General features: G+C 63.8%; 18 protein-coding genes. 8 read left to right on the top strand and 10 right to left on the bottom strand.

The features are described 5' to 3' along the window. Positions 1 to 36: 36 nt before the first annotated feature. Genes R2N11_RS09405 through R2N11_RS09390 form a run of 4 tightly spaced genes read right to left on the bottom strand, consistent with a single transcriptional unit; the run spans position 37 to position 4,321 of the window. Positions 37 to 1,311: an alanine racemase gene (locus R2N11_RS09405; protein WP_316680892.1), complete on the bottom strand. Its 1,275-nt coding sequence runs from the start codon at positions 1,309 to 1,311 to the stop codon at positions 37 to 39. After that, positions 1,304 to 2,758, bottom strand: coding sequence for a D-arabinono-1,4-lactone oxidase (locus R2N11_RS09400; RefSeq protein ID WP_316680891.1), 1,455 nt, complete (start codon positions 2,756 to 2,758; stop codon positions 1,304 to 1,306). The genes R2N11_RS09405 and R2N11_RS09400 overlap by 8 nt, the downstream gene beginning before the upstream one ends. Next, on the bottom strand, positions 2,751 to 3,131 hold the full coding sequence (locus R2N11_RS09395) for a c-type cytochrome (RefSeq protein ID WP_199032475.1): 381 nt from the start codon (positions 3,129 to 3,131) through the stop codon (positions 2,751 to 2,753). Before R2N11_RS09395 ends, R2N11_RS09400 begins: the two co-directional genes overlap by 8 nt. After that, positions 3,131 to 4,321, bottom strand: coding sequence for a porin (locus R2N11_RS09390; protein ID WP_316680890.1), 1,191 nt, complete (start codon positions 4,319 to 4,321; stop codon positions 3,131 to 3,133). The genes R2N11_RS09395 and R2N11_RS09390 overlap by 1 nt, the downstream gene beginning before the upstream one ends. Before the next feature lie 190 nt (positions 4,322 to 4,511). On the opposite strand from R2N11_RS09390, the gene R2N11_RS09385 reads away from it, so the two are divergent. Next, the gene (locus tag R2N11_RS09385) at positions 4,512 to 5,201 is read left to right on the top strand and encodes a TetR/AcrR family transcriptional regulator (protein ID WP_199032476.1); all 690 of its coding nucleotides are present in this window, start codon (positions 4,512 to 4,514) and stop codon (positions 5,199 to 5,201) included. 63 nt (positions 5,202 to 5,264) lie between these two features. Here the strand turns inward: R2N11_RS09385 and R2N11_RS09380 are convergent, their stop codons facing one another. The 4 genes from R2N11_RS09380 to R2N11_RS09365 form a co-directional block, all read right to left on the bottom strand. After that, entirely contained in the window at positions 5,265 to 6,002 is a 738-nt protein-coding gene (locus R2N11_RS09380; RefSeq protein ID WP_316680889.1) for an OmpW/AlkL family protein, read from the bottom strand. 203 nt (positions 6,003 to 6,205) lie between these two features. Continuing rightward, positions 6,206 to 7,207 carry a delta(1)-pyrroline-2-carboxylate reductase family protein gene (locus R2N11_RS09375; RefSeq protein WP_199032478.1) on the bottom strand — a complete coding sequence of 334 codons (1,002 nt, stop codon included), beginning with the start codon at positions 7,205 to 7,207 and terminating at the stop codon, positions 6,206 to 6,208. A 59-nt stretch (positions 7,208 to 7,266) separates the two neighbouring features. Next, a complete protein-coding gene (locus tag R2N11_RS09370) occupies positions 7,267 to 8,037 on the bottom strand; it encodes a lysoplasmalogenase (protein ID WP_316680888.1) in 771 nt (256 codons plus the stop codon). Between the two features lie 93 nt (positions 8,038 to 8,130). Next, entirely contained in the window at positions 8,131 to 8,607 is a 477-nt protein-coding gene (locus tag R2N11_RS09365; protein WP_048935698.1) for an Lrp/AsnC family transcriptional regulator, read from the bottom strand. 138 nt (positions 8,608 to 8,745) lie between these two features. Between R2N11_RS09365 and phhA the strand changes: the two genes are divergently transcribed. Next, on the top strand, positions 8,746 to 9,690 hold the full coding sequence (gene phhA / locus R2N11_RS09360) for a phenylalanine 4-monooxygenase (RefSeq protein WP_199032480.1): 945 nt from the start codon (positions 8,746 to 8,748) through the stop codon (positions 9,688 to 9,690). Positions 9,691 to 9,737: 47 nt separating this feature from the next. After that, positions 9,738 to 10,043: a 4a-hydroxytetrahydrobiopterin dehydratase gene (locus R2N11_RS09355; RefSeq protein WP_199032481.1), complete on the top strand. Its 306-nt coding sequence runs from the start codon at positions 9,738 to 9,740 to the stop codon at positions 10,041 to 10,043. An 18-nt stretch (positions 10,044 to 10,061) separates the two neighbouring features. On the opposite strand, the gene R2N11_RS09350 is transcribed toward R2N11_RS09355, so the two are convergent. Beyond that, complete coding sequence (locus R2N11_RS09350) at positions 10,062 to 10,289, bottom strand: DUF3717 domain-containing protein (RefSeq protein WP_199032482.1); 228 nt, start codon at positions 10,287 to 10,289, stop codon at positions 10,062 to 10,064. A gap of 105 nt (positions 10,290 to 10,394) precedes the next feature. On the opposite strand from R2N11_RS09350, the gene R2N11_RS09345 reads away from it, so the two are divergent. Both R2N11_RS09345 and R2N11_RS09340 read left to right on the top strand, forming a co-directional pair. Next, the gene (locus tag R2N11_RS09345; protein WP_316680887.1) at positions 10,395 to 11,108 is read left to right on the top strand and encodes a response regulator transcription factor; all 714 of its coding nucleotides are present in this window, start codon (positions 10,395 to 10,397) and stop codon (positions 11,106 to 11,108) included. A 10-nt stretch (positions 11,109 to 11,118) separates the two neighbouring features. Continuing rightward, positions 11,119 to 12,798, top strand: a complete 1,680-nt coding sequence (locus tag R2N11_RS09340) for a sensor histidine kinase (protein WP_316680886.1) — start codon at positions 11,119 to 11,121, stop codon at positions 12,796 to 12,798. 16 nt (positions 12,799 to 12,814) lie between these two features. Here R2N11_RS09340 and R2N11_RS09335 read toward each other — a convergent pair whose 3' ends face one another. Continuing rightward, entirely contained in the window at positions 12,815 to 13,354 is a 540-nt protein-coding gene (locus tag R2N11_RS09335; RefSeq protein ID WP_316680885.1) for an SET domain-containing protein, read from the bottom strand. Positions 13,355 to 14,007: 653 nt separating this feature from the next. Between R2N11_RS09335 and R2N11_RS09330 the strand changes: the two genes are divergently transcribed. From R2N11_RS09330 to R2N11_RS09320, 3 genes are all read left to right on the top strand, one after another. Beyond that, the gene (locus R2N11_RS09330) at positions 14,008 to 14,286 is read left to right on the top strand and encodes an HU family DNA-binding protein (RefSeq protein ID WP_199033089.1); all 279 of its coding nucleotides are present in this window, start codon (positions 14,008 to 14,010) and stop codon (positions 14,284 to 14,286) included. 147 nt (positions 14,287 to 14,433) lie between these two features. Then, positions 14,434 to 15,378 carry a DUF2272 domain-containing protein gene (locus R2N11_RS09325; RefSeq protein ID WP_316680884.1) on the top strand — a complete coding sequence of 315 codons (945 nt, stop codon included), beginning with the start codon at positions 14,434 to 14,436 and terminating at the stop codon, positions 15,376 to 15,378. A 100-nt stretch (positions 15,379 to 15,478) separates the two neighbouring features. Next, the gene (locus R2N11_RS09320) at positions 15,479 to 16,303 is read left to right on the top strand and encodes a class II aldolase/adducin family protein (protein WP_316680883.1); all 825 of its coding nucleotides are present in this window, start codon (positions 15,479 to 15,481) and stop codon (positions 16,301 to 16,303) included. Positions 16,304 to 16,314: the final 11 nt, after the last annotated feature.

The raw sequence follows: 16,314 nt of genomic DNA, 5'->3' as shown, positions 1-16,314 counted from the left end.
TGGCCTCCGACAGTTAGCGCGTTCAACGTCCGACGTTCAGGGCATCGCGGGCATCACCGGCCAGCGGTGCAATGTGTTGCCTTCCTCCACGACGACAAGTTCACCGAACTGCTGCAGCACCGCCTCGCTCTGGCGCGGCCGCAGAAAGATGAAGTCATTCGGCTTCAGCCCCTGCGTGCCGGACCCCACCAGCACCTGCTGATTCGACGAGTTGCCGTACAGCCCGCTGGCCGACAGCCCCGGCGGTGACACCGGATCGGCCAGCCAGTAGCCGCCGTAGATGAAGTAGCCGTGGCGCTGGTTGACGTCCCACGCGGTAGCGACGCGGCCGATGGCCTCCGCACCATCCGGCAGCAGGAAGCTGCCGGACTTCAGCACCGGCGTGGCAATGAATGACGCGGGCTGCAGGTCATCGAGCAGCGGCGTATCGAAATCGCTCGGCTTGACCATGGCCGAGCCGACCGACACTTCATTGGCCGCCCCGCTGCCGTCGTGCATGCGGTACGTGGGGGAGCCCGCCGCGTTGAAGCACAGCGCCTCGGCCGACGTCGGCTTGAGCGTGCGCAGCGCCATGTCGCGAAAGCGCGCGTAGATCGCCTTGGCATCGCGCTCCGCGCCCGCGCGTGCACCGGGCAGATCAGGAATCTTCACCAGGTGCGGGTCGTAGCCCATCAGCCCACCGAACGCGAACAGCGGCTCGGCGGCGATCATGTTGAGCATGTCGACCAAGACGTGGTCATCACGTACGCCACCGCGATGCAGACCAACGTCAATCTCGATGTTCACGCGCAGCGGATGGCGCTGCGCACGCGCCAGCTCGCGATACTCCGCCAGACGTTCAGGCGTGTCGACCAGCCATTGCAGTTGCCGCGCCGGATCAAACTCCCCTCCCTTGAACTCAGCATAGAACGTGTGTGCGGCGCGCGCGGGCATCGGCTTGCCAAGCAGCAGATCGGTATCCGGGCGCTGCTCCGCCAGCAGTTGCAGATATGGCAAGTTGAACACCATCAGCCGGCGCGTGTGCGTGAGCTGCATCAGCTCGTCGAGCAACGGCAGCGACGGCAGCGACTTGGCCACCAGCCGCAGCGCCAGCTTCCCGTTGATGTTGTGCACGACACGCGCGGCGTTGGCACGCATGCGCGCACGGTCGATCACCATGACCGGCACGCCGATGCCGGCACGCGCCAGCGCCGCCGACAGGCCCGCAAAGTAGGGCCCATGGGGCCCGCCGTGATCGCCCGGGCGCAGTGCCACCGCACCGCCCACGGCCACCGCACCTGCTGCCAGAAGAAACCGCCGCCGGTTAGCCATGGTCCACCCCGAACAGCTTGCTCAGATACGGGTTGAGCATCTTCCCCTGTGGATCGAGCGAGCGGCGCAGCGCCTGAAAATCGCCCCAGCGCGGATACAGTGCCGCCAGCTGCGCCGGCCCCACGTCGTGCAACTTGCCCCAGTGCGGCCGCCCCTCGTACTTGCGATAGATCGGGCCGATCTCGGAGAGCAGGTAGTCAAATGGCTCGCCCTGCGCCGCGTGCACGGCTATCGAGCAGCTATCGCGCCCATGGAAGGGACTGAGCCATGCGTCATCCGCCTTCACGAAGCGGAACTCCAGCGGGAAGAACACCTCGTTGCGCGTTTCCAGCTTGGCGATCACCTCACGCACACACGCAATGCCCTGCTCCTGCGGCACGTGGCACTCCGTCTCGTTGAACCGCGTCGGGCGTTGCGTGGAAAGCAGCTTCCACGAACGGTTCTTCGCTTCTTCTGTCTGGTTCACGTCGATCAGCTTGGCGGCCACCCAACGGCGCAGCTGGGGGAAACGCCCGAGCCAGTCGCGCAGGCGGCGCAGGTCGCGCAGCATGTCTTCGTCGGCAGCGTGCGGCATCAGCACGTCGCTGGCTTCGTAGAGGTCGTGCGTGATGCCCGCTGCGTAGCCGGTGAACGGCAGGTAGTAGAACTCGAAGTTGCGATGCTGCTTGGCCAGCGTGGGCGCCTCATCCAGCATTGCCTGCAGCGGCTTGAGAAACACGCGGCGATGCAGGTTGAACGACGGCACCGTGCGCAGCGTGACCTGGGTGACAACACCGAGCGCGCCCAGCGAAACCCGCGCCGCCGACAGCAACTCCGGGTTGCGCTGCTCGCTGCATTCGACCACGTTGCCGTCGGGCGTCATCAGGCGCATGCCGATCACGTCGGCATGCAGCGCCTGCAGCGTGCGGCCCGTGCCATGCGTAGCGGTGGCGATGGCGCCGGCAAAGGACTGCGCATCGATGTCGGGCAGGTTGCGCATCGCCACGCCTTGCGCATCCAACTGACGCGACAGCAGCGCCAGGCGCGTGCCGGCATGCAGCGTGGCGGTATTGCGCGCGGCATCTGCAGAGATCACCCCCGACATGCGGTCCAGTGAGATGAGCGTGCCGTCAGTCGGCACCAGCCCCGTGAACGAATGCCCCGCCCCCACGCAGCGCACGCCCGGGCCGGCGCCACGCAGCAGCGATGCCAACTCGCCCTCGTCCGCCGGCGTAGCGATCGTCGATGGCTGGCAGGTGTGAATACCCGACCAGTTCTGCCAACGCTGACGCGAAGCGGTGGCGCCGGCAGCGGCCGTAGAAGCAGTGGAAGGCGATGCCGCCACCGGTGTGCTGGCCGCCCGCACCAGCCGGCCTTGTCCACCCAGCGCGAGCGCAGCCGCCACGCCCGCCCCCACCTTGAGCACCGCGCGGCGATCCTGCCGCTGCGGCGATTGCGTATCAGTCATGCGATATGTCCTTGCCATTTGCCATGAAACCGACGAGCGCGCGCATGTCCTGCTCGGTGCAGTCAGCACACAGACCACGCGCGGGCATGGCCTGATAGCCGTCGATGGCGTGGTGCACCAGCGTGTCCATGCCTTGCTTCATGCGTGGTTTCCAGTGCTCGGTGAAGCCCGTCAGCGGTGCGCCGCTGCCGGGCACTGCATGACAGGTCATGCACGCGCGTTCGTACTGCGCAGCCAGCGCCGCGTTGGTCGGGCGCAGCGATTCCGCACGCTGCACCGCCGCCGCGTCGGGCACTGCGGGCGCATCGCTGCCGCACGCAGACAGGCACAGCGCGGCAGCCAACCAGGAGAGAGAGAAAAGCGCGCGCGTCATCAGAACGTATGTCGCATGCCGATCATCGTGCCGATCTGCGAACTGGAGAGTGTTGGGCCCTGCGCATTCAGCCCAACCAGTTGCGCACCGACCAACCCGCCCTTGTAGTGCGAGTAGTCGACCTCGGCATAGAGCATCGTCCGCTTGGAGAGGAAGTACCCGGCAATCAACTGGTACTGATTGGCCGAGCCGTCAAAGTCTGGCGTGTAGCCGGACTGCCGTGTGAACCACGCGTTGGCCGCCAACGTCAGCGCCGGCGAGATGCGATAGCTCACGCCACCGAAGGTCATGCGCCGCTTGCTGAAGCCGCCGGGCAGTGTCGGATCGACGGTCTGGTCCGCAGAGATGATGCCCAGCCCAGCCAGATCCGCCGGGCTGAACGGCCCTGCCGCAAACGACGTGAAGCTGTTGCCACGGCGGTTCTCGATATAGCCGGCGTTGACGGTCAGGCCACCCAGCGCCAGTTGTCCGCCAGCGGTGTAGACATTGAAGGTGGCATTGGTGAAATCGTCCTTGGTATGCAGGAACGACGCGCTAACCTTGACGGGCCCCGCTTCCGGTATATACGCCACGGACGCCCCGAACTGACTACCCTGGCTGGCCGCACCGGCGCGCTCACCCAACGCGTATTGGGCCAGTACCACCACATCGCCGAGCTGCGCGCCGTAGTGAACCATGTTGTTGGTCTTGCTGCCCGCCATCATCGTGTGCTCGGGCTTGAAGAGGTTGGCGTACTGGTCCTGGTCGCCACCGGCCCACAGGTTGGAGCCGTAGACCAGGGTGACGCCTTCCATCACCACGTTGTACTGGCGGCCCAGCGTGAGCTGCCCGAGCGATGACGACTCCAGCCCCACATACGCAATCTGGAAGAACTCCGCACTGCCCTTGGGCCACGTGCGACCGCTGGACGGATCAAAGTGGCTCTCCAGCTGGAAGATCCCCTTCAGGCCGCTGGCGATCTGCTCGTTGCCCTTGATCCCCCAATAGCTCTCGGTCATGCCGCCGCCCTTGGTCATGCCGAGCTTCGATCCGGTGCCGATGGGCGTGCCGTCATCACCGTACGACACGCCGTGGGTCTCATAGCGGATACCGGCATCCACCAGCCCGTACAACTGCACCGAACTCTGTGCCCATGCGCTGCCCGCAACCAGCGGCAGTGCCATGCAGGCGATCTGCGTCGTCCTCTTCACTTGGTCTTCTCCTTGTGGAAATAACGTTGTTTTTTTTAGTAACGCAATTCTGTACAGAAAACGGCGTTCTTGAATAAGGGATCACCCTGACGTGCACGCGTTTCAAACAAGAGAGGCCACCCGGATCAAGCCAGCAGCGGCGGTCGGCGGGTTAGAATCAGCCCACTATTGGGAGACAGGCTTCAGACACATGGCCAGCAGCAGCAACCTGCACGAGCGCAAGCAGCGCGAGCTCGACCAGCGGCGCAAGGACATCCTCAAGGTAGTGCGCAAGCTCGTGCTGCGCGGCGGTGCGCGCGAACTGACGATGCGCAAGGTGGCCGAAGAGGCTGGGTTCTCGACCACCGTGGTCTACGCCCTCTTTGGCGACAAGGCCACGCTGATCGCCCAGGCCATGGACGAAGACCTGCTCAAGCTCAACAAGCTCATGCAGCAGGCAGCCGCAGAAGGCAGCAACGCGCTGGAACGCGTGCGCAAGGTGGCCCGCGCCTATGTCAGCTACGGCCTGAAACACCCCGTGCACTACGCGCTGGTGTTCATGGAGCAGCGCCCCGCCGCGCCGGTAGAAACGTCCACGCTCGAATACGGCAACCCCGACAAAGACCCCTATTGCTTCGTCTACGGCATGGCTGCCGAACTGGTGACCGAAGGCTTCATCCAGGCGAACGAAGACGCCCTGCACCTCGTCACGCAACTGCTGTGGGAAGGCCTGCACGGCATGACGTCACTGCGCATCGCCACGGGCGATGACCCGTGGATTCCACGCATCGATGCAGGCCCGCACCTCGAACTGCTCGTCGACGTGCTGTTGCTAGGCCTGCTGCAACGCTTTCCTGGCCCGAAGACGGCGGCAGGCGTGAAGTCCATCACCAGGGCCTAAGCCGCGCGGGCAACAAAAAAGGCGTGCCGCAGTGGCACGCCTTTTTGTTTGCGTCAGACCGGCTTAGAAGCGGTAGCCGACGTTCAGGAAGGTCACGACCGGGTTGATCTTGATCTTCGCTTCGCTCACGACGTGAATGCCACCGGCTGCAGGGCCGAGCTTAGTGTCAATCGTGGCGGTGGTCTTCAGCGGCAGATACGACACGGAAAGACCCACGAACCAATCCTTGGTGATGGCGTAGGTCGCACCCACGTTCAGCACCGGGTTGAGCGAGCTGTCAGTCGACACCGTGCTCGTGCTGCCTGGAATTCCACGGCCTAGCACTTGGTTCTGGAACGCGCTGTTGGTGATCTTCTCGTCTGAGAACCACGTGTAGTTCAGGCCCACGCCAACGTACGGGCGCAGCTTGGTGTCGGCGTTGAAGAAGTACCACTTGGCCAACACAGCCGGACTCCATTGCTTGGCCGAGCCGATTTCACCGTAACCCGAGAACGAACCCGTGCCCTCGATCTTGTGGCGCGGCGGAATACCACCGACCAGTTCAACGGCAAAGTTGTCAGTGAAGAAATGCGTGAAAGCGAGGCCGAGGGTATCGGCTTCCTTGATCTTGGCGCCGGTACCCGGCACCGGTTGGTTGAACGGCGCGCCGCCAACACTCTTGATGAAAAGCGGGTCGCTCGAGCTATTCGGCATGACCCGGAACCAGCCAGCGCTGACGATGTTGCTGCCGGCAACTTGTGCGTGCGCGGCGGTGGCGAGGATTATCCCGGCGGCGGCTGCCAGTGCTTTTTTATAGGCCATCTCTGTATGTGCTCCTGTTGAGACGCATCCGGGGCAAACGCGATTTGAACGTTTGCCGGTGCGTTCTAAGTCTCCTCCCAGGCGGAGGGACGGCCATTATCCCGTGTGATTGCCTCGGCTAGAACTCTTTTTCTAGAGTTTTCCTGTTATAAGCGCCACGCCAGAATGGCCTGCTGCGGGCATCTTCGGCACATGCTCAGATTTTAAACAGGCTTGGACTTGGACAGTGCCAACACGCACGCGGCCAGATCCCACAGGGCGCTGCCGACACTCTTGAAGACAACGGGCAACACCGGCGGCGCCTGCGTGAGCGTGTCTTGCGGGGCATCGACGCACTGTTGTAGCGGCCGCACACGCGACCACGGCACCCCCGCCTGCAGCAGATCGCCGGCCTCGACTTCCAGATCGACCAGCGTGTCAGCATAAAGACGGTTGGACGCCGCCGCCTGCACACACAGGCGCGGTGGCAGCTCAGCCATGTCAGGCCGGAACGCGCCAACCGCTGCGATGAAGTGATGCGAGCCCCATGCGTAGCCGTCGGGGTGAGCCGGATCGGCCAGATCCGGCAATACCGGCTGCGCCGACGGCGTCGCGGTAATGACCAGCGACACCCGCGGCAGCACCGCACGGGCGGCTTGGGCGACACCCGCTGCATCTCCCCCGGCCAGCGCCGTGGCGTCCATACCGAGTTGGCGCGCATGGACAGCGAGTGCCTCCGCACTGTCCGCCGTGCGCGCAATGATGGTCACGCGCCGCGTGCCCAGCCCGAAGCGGAATGCCTCCAGGTGCGCCCGCGCCTGAGCGCCGGCGCCAATCAGCAGCAGATCCCCCGCTGGCTCCGGCGCCAACAGGCGCGCGGCCAGCAGCGACACGGCTGCCGTGCGGTGCGCGGTCACGGTTGGGCCGTCCAGCAGCAGGCGGCGCACACCGGTTTGCGCATCCATCACCACCACCTCGCCGTGGATGGCTGGCAGGCTGCGCGCCGGATTGTGGGGATGCACGGTAATCATCTTGGTGATGGCAATATCGGCATTGGATGCCGGCATCACCAACAGGCTGCCCGGACCGGGCACCGGCATCACCAACCGCGCGGGCGCCTGGGCTTTGCCGGCACGCGCATCGCGCAGTACCTGTGCAATGGCATCGGCCAGCGCAGCGTAAGGCAAGCGGACCGCCGTGGCGGCGGCGTCGAGAGTCTGCAGCATCGGGGGCTCCTGCAGCGGATGGAAACGGGGGATGGGCCGGCTGCGTTGGTTGCGCCGACTTACGCCGGCACAACCCGCCTCGGCGGCGGTGGCGTACGGCGCGTCAGCAGCCCAGCACTGATGAGAAGCTGGGCGCCGGCATAGCTCCACCAGATCGCCAGCTCATGGTCGGTGAACGGAAACACGAACACGCTGATGCCGATCATCGCGTCGGAGGCCGCAAAGGCGAGCGCGCCCCATGCCGTAAGCGGCCCAGGCAAGCGCGCCAGCAACGCCGCGCACACCATCGACGACAACACCACCATATAGACGATGACTGGGCCCTTCATCTCGCCCAGGCCGGGCCAGTACCAGACCAGCATGCCGATGGCCACGCCAATCATGGCCCCGACCCCAAGCAGGCGAAGGGGCGACGACGCCCCACGCAGCCCGACCAGCACACGCAGGTAGCACAGGTGCACCACCAGGAAGCAGCCCAGACCCGCAATGAACGAAAACGAAATGCCCGGCAGCGCCAGCCACAGATCACCCAGCGCAGAAAACATCATGGCGCCGATCAACCAGCGACGCTCGCGCGGCACCTCGTGCAGCGAAGCGGCACGCGCCAGCAGCAGCGCCATCAGCATCTTCCACAACGGCTGCAGGGCGATGCGGCCCACCAGCGGCGTGCCCGGCGGCACTTCCACAGCCACCATGGTCAGCATGCCGCCGTAGGTGACACCCGCTATCGCAGCGGCCACCCACCACGCACGAACCCGTGCCGGCATGCCATAGCCGCCCGCAAGATGCGCCAGCGCGTGCGCCGGATGCGTGGTGTGCCCTTCAACCATCGTGGTCTCCCGCCCAAGACAGACTATTCATATCAGCAAAGTGATGTTGGCATGCAGCGTGACACGCCGCGCACCCTGGCGCAAGGCGCGCGTTCACCCACCTAGGTGGGATAGTGGCAATGCACCATCACGCTTAAGCGCCGTCAGCACGATATTGGAACGTACATTGTCCACACCCGGCACGCGCATCAGCTTGCGCATCACAAACTCCGACAGCGCAGGCAAATCCGGCACCACCACGCGCAGCATGTAATCGGCATCCCCAGCCACCGAGTAGCACTCCTGCACGGCGTCGAGCAGGCTGATCTCTTCGTGAAAACGCTCGACGATGGCGTCGCCGTGGTGGGCGAGCTTGACGCTGGCGAACACCGTCACGCCCAGCCCCAGCCCGGTCGGCGAAAGCACCACCCGGTAGCCCTCGATCACCCCTTCAGATTCGAGGCGCGCCAGGCGTCGCCCGACCTGGCTGGCCGACAGATGCACCTGCTCCGAAAGCTGCTGATGGGTCGCACGGCCATCGCGCTGAAGGGCCGCCAGTAGGGCCAGATCGAAGTTATCCAGGGAAATCATGCAAATCTCCTGCGTTGATACATAAGATTTTGCATGAAATCCGCAAACAGCGTGCAATGGACGATGGTTATGCGGCCAATCCGCGTGGCCTCCCCAATACACTGGCCGGACTCTGATTGCACAAGATCGACATCACAAATGGACATCGCAACCACCGCCCCAAGCTCGGCACAAAATGCCGCCCCGGCTGGCTTCAATGGCACCCTGACAGACAAGCTGCGTGAGCAATTCGCCGAAGGCCTGGACGGCCAGACGCTGCGCGCCGACTTCACCATGCAGCAGCCGGTGCACCGCTACACCGCCGCCGATCACGCCACCTGGCGCACCCTGTACGACCGCCAGGAAGCCCTGCTGCCCGGCCGCGTGTGCGATGAATTCCTCCAAGGCCTGTCGACGCTGGGCATGAGCCGCGATGCCGTGCCGTCGTTCGACCAGCTCAACGAAACGCTGATGCGCGCTACCGGCTGGCAGATCGTTGCCGTGCCGGGTCTGGTGCCGGACGAAGTGTTTTTCGATCACCTGGCCAACCGACGCTTCCCGGCCAGCTGGTGGATGCGTCGCCCCGACCAGCTCGACTACCTGCAAGAGCCGGACTGCTTTCACGACATCTTCGGCCACGTGCCGCTGCTGATTAACCCGATCTTTGCCGACTACATGGAAGCCTATGGCAAGGGTGGTTTGAAGGCGGCGCGCCTGGGGCAGCTCGATATGCTGGCGCGCCTGTACTGGTACACGGTGGAGTTTGGCCTGATCCGTACGCCGGCCGGCCTGCGCATCTACGGCGCGGGCATTGTGTCGAGCAAGAGCGAATCGGTGTACGCGCTGGATTCAGCCAGCCCGAACCGCATCGGCTTTGATGTGCGCCGTATCATGCGCACGCGCTACCGCATCGACACGTTCCAGAAGACCTACTTCACCATCGACAGCTTTGAGCAATTGTTCGACGCCACACGCCCGGACTTCACGCCGCTGTATGAAGAACTCGCCGCGCTGCCGACCATTGGTGCCGGCGATGTAGTGGAGGGAGATCTGGTGCTGAACGTGGGCAACCGCGAAGGTTGGGCAGACACGGCGGATATCTGAGCGCTGACTATACTGCGCGCATTCACACCTGATATCCGCTGAAAACCATGATGCCCACCCTGAACGAAGACCAACGCAAAGCCATGTTTGCCGAACTGCCCGGCTGGCAATTGCAGAAAGATCGCGACGCGATCCAGAAGACCTTCACCTTTGCCGATTTCAACGCCGCGTTCGGCTTCATGACGCGCGTGGCGATCAAGGCCGAGCAGATGAACCATCACCCCGAATGGTTCAATGTGTGGAATCGCGTGGACATCACCTTGTCCACGCACGATGCAAACGGCCTGACACACCGTGACGCCGATCTCGCGCGCTTCATCGAGCAAGCTGCGAAGGGTACCGGCGCGAAGTAACCTACCAAATCCATCGCGCTACGCGCCCACTGCGGCGCGCCACGCTTCATACGCCGCCCGCGCCTTGTCGCCCAGTTGCTCAGGGGCGATGCGGGTGGCGCCTTGTACAATCATCAGCGCATACGGCTTGGCCAGCGCCGAGGCCTCGGCACACAGCCGCAATTCCTCGCCCTCGGCGGGCGAACGGGCACGCCAGTAATTGATGGCGGCCTCCAGGTCGGTGATGGTGAGCAGGGCATCGGTCATCCGCGCATTGTAGCGCCGCGCTATCCGTGCGGATTGCCCTTTTCTGGGCTCTCCTTCGCTGCCATTCCATTCCGATTGAGGGACCGCCGCCTCCAGGCTCATTCCATGCGCATCCTGCTGATTGAAGACGACCGCGCCATTGCCAGCGGTATCCACGCCGGACTCACCCAGGCCGGACATCGCGTGCACACGGTGCATGACGGTGTGTTTGCCGCCGAGCAGCTTGCCAAGCAGACGCACGATCTGGTGATTCTCGATCTCGGCCTGCCGGGCATCGACGGCATGACGTTGCTGTCGCAGTTTCGGACACGCGACCGTGCCACGCCGGTACTGATCCTGACCGCGCGCGATGGCCTGCTCGACAAGGTGAACGGCCTGAATGCCGGTGCGGACGACTACCTGCTCAAACCTTTTGAGATGCTTGAACTGGTGGCCCGCGTGCAGGCCTTGTTACGCCGGCGTGCTGATCCGACCGAACCGGTCGCACGCCCTGACATCCTGGTCGGCCGGCTGCGCATGAGCGGTGTCGAGCGGCGCATCTTTGTCGAAGCGGCACCGCTGGAACTGTCGCCGCGTGAGTTTGCCGTGCTGGAGTTGTTGATGCTGCGGCAGGGTCGCGTGGTCAGCAAAGTGCAATTGCAGGACCACCTTGCCAGCTTCGGCCATGCCATTGGTGAAGCCAGTCATGACGTGGTGGGGGATACCGCCATCGAGGTCTACGTACACCGGGTACGCCGCAAGATCGAACATTCCGACGCCGAGATCGTCACCGTGCGCGGTTTCGGCTATTTGCTGCAGGCACGCGGCACGGCAGCCTAACCCTCCTCTCATGTTCAAGCGCCACCGTCCCGCTGCCCTGCGCGACTCAGCCGCGCCAGCAACGGGAACGTCCACCAACGCCACCGTCAGCCTGCGCCTGCATCTGCTGCGCGCGCTGGCGACCCCGCTGTTTGGCCTAGTGGTCGGTACCGGTGCACTGTCGTATTGGCTGGCGGCACACTACACCACGCAGGTGTTCGACCGCGCGCTGGTGGGTGTGGCCAATACGTTGGCCGAGCAGATCCGCATTGCGGGTCCGCACGTGCCTGCGGCCAAGCTGTACGACATTGAGTTGACCGCACAGACGCTCGTGCAGAACGGTGGCGAAGACCGCATCTTCTGGCGTATCGCCGGGCCCAGCGGCACGTTGGCTGGACGCGACACGCTGCTCGGCTACGGCTCGGGCCAAGTCCGTATTGGCGACGCGCGTGTGTTCTACAGCTGGGTCGACGGCAAACAGGTGCGCGCCGTGCACCTGCTGGTGCCAGGCGTCAGCGCCGAGACACCCAAGCCGCGCTCGCCACGCCAGCCCACGCCACCCGACCCGGCAGACGACGTCACACGCCCCGCCCTCGCCCCCACGCAGGCACAGACGGCCCCCGCGCTGAACCCGGGCACACCACCTTATGCCGGGCAACCCGAAGACGGCATCGTCGTGGAAGTGGCAGAACTGCTCGACCACCGCGACACTGCGGCGAAAGAAGTGCTGCTGTCGGTGTCGATTCCGCTGATCGTGCTGCTGGCTGTTGGTGGCTTGATTCTTTCGCTGGTGCTCAAGGAAGAGCTGCAGCCGCTGCAAACGCTGGCCGACACGCTCAACGAGCAGAGCGCGCAATCGGTGACACCCCTGCCGCCGGACTCCGCGCAACGCGTACCCGCTGAACTGCAGCCGCTCATCAACGCAATGAATGCGCTGCTCGCTCGCCTGCGCGATGCCCTGGAAGCGCAGCGCACCTTCATCGCCGATGCTGCGCACCAGTTGCGCACACCGCTGACGGCATTGAAGCTGCACGCCGATCGCGCTGTCGATGCCAAGACATTGGAAGACGCGCGGCCCGCGTTGCTGGAGCTGCAGTCGGGCGCCAACCGTGCAGTCCGTCTATCCAACCAGCTGCTGACACTGGCGCGCGCGGAGCCAGGCATGACGCTCGATCAGTTGGGGCCACCAACGCGGGTCGACCTGGTATCCCTTGCGTTTGATACCGGCGCGCAGTGGGTACCGCGTGCACTGGCGCGCGGGTTGGATCTTGGTTTCGAAGCCTGGCCGCAGGAAGCCGCCTCGCCAGGTTCATTGCAGGCGCCGGTACTGGCCAACGCAGTGTTGCTGCGTGAAGCCATCAACAACCTGCTCGACAACGCCATCAAGTACGTGCCCACCGGAGGACGCATCACCTTGCGCGCCGGCATGGAAGCCGACGCCGCTTCGCGCTGGTGGGGTGTGGTCAGCGTGGAGGACAACGGCCCGGGCATTCCGCACGAGCGCCGCGGCGAGGTGTTCCAGCGCTTCTTCCGCGGCGATGCGGATCACCTGCCCGGTCAGCCCCAAGGCAGCGGCCTGGGCCTGGCCATCGTGCACGACATCGTGCGCCTGCACGGCGGCACGGTCGCCATTGATGACGCCATCGCGCGCGACGGTTGCCGCGTGATGCGCTTTGTCTTGCGCTTGCCGTTGGTGAACGAATCCGTCTGAGCGACGGACCCGCTGCTTACTTCTTCTTGGTCTTCTCGGGCCGGGCCAGCATCGTGCCGCGGCACTTCTTTGCGCCGCAACGGCACGCGAACTGTTCCCGCAACGCCTTGGTCTGGCGGCCTTCAATGACGAGGCCGTAGTCGTAGAACAGCTCTTCACCGGGTTCGATGTCGCGCAGCGCGTGAATGAAGACGCGGCCGTCCTTTTCACGTGCCTCGCAGTTCGGCTTGCACGAATGGTTGATCCAGCGCGCACGGTTGCCGCCAAATTTGGCGTCAATCACGCTGCCGTCTTCCAGGCTGAAGTAGAACGTGTGATTCGGGTCGGACGGATCGTGCGGATGGCGGCGCAGCGCCTCCTTCCACGAGATGTGCTCGCCCTTGTATTCGATGATCTTCTTGTTCTTGGCGATGGGTGCGACGGCATATACGCCGCGCCCATGCACGCCCGATTCACGCACTTCGATGCGATCACTGCGCCGCAGTTTGGCCGGGGCTTGCGGTGCGGGCGAGGACTCAACCAGGACCGGCGTGGCATCAGGGGACGAGCGTGTCATAAGGCGTTGAGGCGAAAACAGAAAACGTCGATCAGCGAAGCCGTGAGCCTACACCAAAAGCATGGCAACTCGACACGTGCTGCCACCCCGTGCAATCCACCACATGTGGATAACCAATGTGGACAAGTTGTGTGGATAACCCCGCCTGCCGCTGTGGATAACTACCAGCAAAGGATGTGGGCTGTCTGTGGCTGCCCTGTCGATGGTGTGGGCACAAGTGATGGGGTTGCCGGCAGGGGGTCTGGCGAAACCCGCAAGTCATCCACGCCAGGGCACACACTGTGCAAGTGGTTTTGCTTGCAGCAAGTCATTGAACCCAAAGCGCTTTTTGTGGTTATCCACAGAAGATATCCACCGTTATCTACTACTACTATCTGTATACATAAAGAAAAAGGTAAACCCATCGATCGACTTGCGTCGCTCCTATCAACGACGAGCAAACCAGTCCCAAAGCAAAACGCAATGTGTCGATCCTGATGTGATGACCCCGCCTCGCAAGGCAGGCACCATGCGGGTTTGCGGAACCCGCGTGCCATGGGCCGTTACAAAGCTCAGATGCCGTCGGCAACCGCATGCCGGTATCATGTCGCCCTTGGAGCCGCCCCCCGGAGGCTCTGATGTGTGTTTTATCTACTCTTGAAGGGAGTCAAGCAATGACGAAAACCGAACTGATCGACGCCATCGCCAGCGGCGTAGACGGTCTGACCAAGGCCAAGGCCGAGCAGGCACTGAACGTGACCCTCGCGGCCATCATGGAATCCGTTGGCAAGGGTGATGCGGTCAGCCTGATCGGCTTTGGTACCTTCAGCCAGGGCGAGCGTGCCGAGCGTATGGCTCGCAACCCGCGCACCGGCGAAGAAATCAAGGTGGAAGCTGCCAAGACCGTCAAGTTCAAGGCCGGCCAGAAGTTCAAGGACGCCGTCAACGTTTAAGTTGATGACAACCTTGGCGTGTAATCAGCCTGTCTGGTTTCTCGCCAACGACGTGGCATGCCAATGCATGCGTGACCAGCCCGCAGCGCTGGCGTACCACGTCGAAGGGCCTGTCTCCCAGTCAGGCCTGATCTGACCCTCCCACACATGCTCCGCCCCTTCCAGCGCGTTCTGCGCATCACGCTTCCGATTCTTTTCGTTGTCCCCGTCGTCTGGATTGCCGGCTGTACGACACCGCCAGCGCGTCCGCAGGCCGAGCCGCTACCTGACAACGAGGTCGTGCAGACCACACCCGGCGCCACACCGCGCCAGAAGATGATCGAGATTGCGCTGACCGAATGGGATCGTTGGGGGCGCCAGGTGGTGCGTGTGGGGCGTGACGATACGTATTGCGTGACGGGAGGTGGTTTCCCCGACCAGCCGCAAGGTCGGTGGCTGACTCAGGACGATCCAACACCCGTGCCGTCCGATGAAGAGGCCGGCACGGATAGGCCGCCGCTGCCGAAGCCGCAAGCGACCACCGCTGTCGCCCAGTCGCCCATACCGTGCCTGCGCTATCCCGACGGCACCGGTGGTGAGGCGACTGCGCGCGGCTGCGTGCTAGCCAAGCGCTACTGGGCCATCGTCGGCAAGACACCGACCTGCCAGCAACTGACCACAGGCGGTTGGGCTTGGTCTGCGGTGTTCATCTCGTGGATCATGCGCAAGGCGGGTCTGCAGAACGACCAGTTCCTGACAGGCGCAACGCACGCCGAGTACGTGACCGACGCGCGTGACCACCTGCTTCGCCATCCAGCGTTCGTGCTTGAACGCACACCCGCGGTACCGCGCCCTGGTGACCTGATCTGTACCGCGCGTGGCGCTGACCGCTTCATGACGGATCCAGCCGAGATTCGCTCGGGTATGACCCCCATGCACTGTGACCTTGTGGTCGAGGTGGATCCGGTGCGCCACGAGGTCAAGTCAATCGGTGGCAATGTGCAGCAATCCGCCTCGATGAGCATTACCGAGTTGAACGACGCCAATCAGGTGGACCCCTACACAAACTCGGTCATGCAGTGGATGGTGATCTTGCGCAATCAACTGCCTTAGCAGTGCGCGGTAGACCATTTGACGTTTGCCGTAAATTAATTAACATGTGAAGCAACCAGGCGCCGGCAATCCGACCAGCGCCACGACCAGGAGACAGGTCATGACGGTGCTTTCGCTTTTTCCCGATGCCGGATCGGATATTCAGGCCAATCGCCCCGCCTGGTGCGGTCAACGCGAATGGGCTGCACGCGTGAAGTTGGCGGCGTGCTACCGCATCTTTGCGCACCTCGGCTGGACCGAGCTGATCTACAACCACATCACGCTACGCCTGCTGCCTGAGGACAGCACCAGCGAGGATGGTGGCCCCCACTTCCTCATCAATCCGTTTGGTCTGACGTATGCCGAGGTCTGCGCGTCAAACCTCGTGAAGATCGATCTGCAAGGCAACGTGCAGCGCATGGCCGGCCAACCGGACTGGCCAGTCAATCCGGCCGGCTTTACGGTGCACGCGGCCATCCATGCCGGCATTCCGGGCGCGCATTGCGTCATGCACACGCATACCACCGCCGGTATGGCTGTGGCCTGCGCGCGTGACGGCTTATCGATCAGCAACTTCTACGCCGCGCAGTTGCACGGCAAGGTGGCCTATCACGATTTCGAAGGCATCTCCGTGCATGCAGGTGAAGGCCCACGCCTGGTGCAGAACATCGGCGACAAGCCAGCAGTCATCCTCCGCAACCACGGGTTGCTCGCGTGGGGCGATTCGATTGCGCGGGCATTTGCGGTGCTGTGGCTGCTCAACCGAGCGTGCGAGATCCAGCTCGCGTCGACGTCGATGGGCCCTGTGCTGGAGATTCCCGAGGCCATTGCGCGCAATTGCACGCGCGACTCCTTGCAGTTCAATCCGAACTTCGGTGCCGGCGAAGATGTGTTTGCGGCGCTGACCCGCACCATCGACCGTATCGATCCTTCCTACCGTTCCTGATTCTTTTCCAA

Source organism: Ralstonia flaminis, from assembly GCF_958415495.1.
GTDB lineage: Bacteria > Pseudomonadota > Gammaproteobacteria > Burkholderiales > Burkholderiaceae > Ralstonia > Ralstonia flaminis.
Note: the sequence above shows the minus strand (reverse complement) of the source record. Positions and strands in the feature narration are given on the sequence as shown.

Bases quoted from the DNA above. Each gene is read 5' to 3' on its own strand.
- R2N11_RS09405 (WP_316680892.1), bottom strand. From the start codon at position 1,311: ATGGCTAACCGGCGGCGGTTTCTTCTGGCAGCAGGTGCGGTGGCCGTG.
- R2N11_RS09400 (WP_316680891.1), bottom strand. From the start codon at position 2,758: ATGACTGATACGCAATCGCCGCAGCGGCAGGATCGCCGCGCGGTGCTC.
- R2N11_RS09395 (WP_199032475.1), bottom strand. From the start codon at position 3,131: ATGACGCGCGCGCTTTTCTCTCTCTCCTGGTTGGCTGCCGCGCTGTGC.
- R2N11_RS09385 (WP_199032476.1), top strand. From the start codon at position 4,512: ATGGCCAGCAGCAGCAACCTGCACGAGCGCAAGCAGCGCGAGCTCGAC.
- R2N11_RS09380 (WP_316680889.1), bottom strand. From the start codon at position 6,002: ATGGCCTATAAAAAAGCACTGGCAGCCGCCGCCGGGATAATCCTCGCC.
- R2N11_RS09375 (WP_199032478.1), bottom strand. From the start codon at position 7,207: ATGCTGCAGACTCTCGACGCCGCCGCCACGGCGGTCCGCTTGCCTTAC.
- R2N11_RS09370 (WP_316680888.1), bottom strand. From the start codon at position 8,037: ATGGTTGAAGGGCACACCACGCATCCGGCGCACGCGCTGGCGCATCTT.
- R2N11_RS09365 (WP_048935698.1), bottom strand. From the start codon at position 8,607: ATGATTTCCCTGGATAACTTCGATCTGGCCCTACTGGCGGCCCTTCAG.
- phhA (WP_199032480.1), top strand. From the start codon at position 8,746: ATGGACATCGCAACCACCGCCCCAAGCTCGGCACAAAATGCCGCCCCG.
- R2N11_RS09355 (WP_199032481.1), top strand. From the start codon at position 9,738: ATGATGCCCACCCTGAACGAAGACCAACGCAAAGCCATGTTTGCCGAA.
- R2N11_RS09350 (WP_199032482.1), bottom strand. From the start codon at position 10,289: ATGACCGATGCCCTGCTCACCATCACCGACCTGGAGGCCGCCATCAAT.
- R2N11_RS09345 (WP_316680887.1), top strand. From the start codon at position 10,395: ATGCGCATCCTGCTGATTGAAGACGACCGCGCCATTGCCAGCGGTATC.
- R2N11_RS09340 (WP_316680886.1), top strand. From the start codon at position 11,119: ATGTTCAAGCGCCACCGTCCCGCTGCCCTGCGCGACTCAGCCGCGCCA.
- R2N11_RS09335 (WP_316680885.1), bottom strand. From the start codon at position 13,354: ATGACACGCTCGTCCCCTGATGCCACGCCGGTCCTGGTTGAGTCCTCG.
- R2N11_RS09330 (WP_199033089.1), top strand. From the start codon at position 14,008: ATGACGAAAACCGAACTGATCGACGCCATCGCCAGCGGCGTAGACGGT.
- R2N11_RS09325 (WP_316680884.1), top strand. From the start codon at position 14,434: ATGCTCCGCCCCTTCCAGCGCGTTCTGCGCATCACGCTTCCGATTCTT.
- R2N11_RS09320 (WP_316680883.1), top strand. From the start codon at position 15,479: ATGACGGTGCTTTCGCTTTTTCCCGATGCCGGATCGGATATTCAGGCC.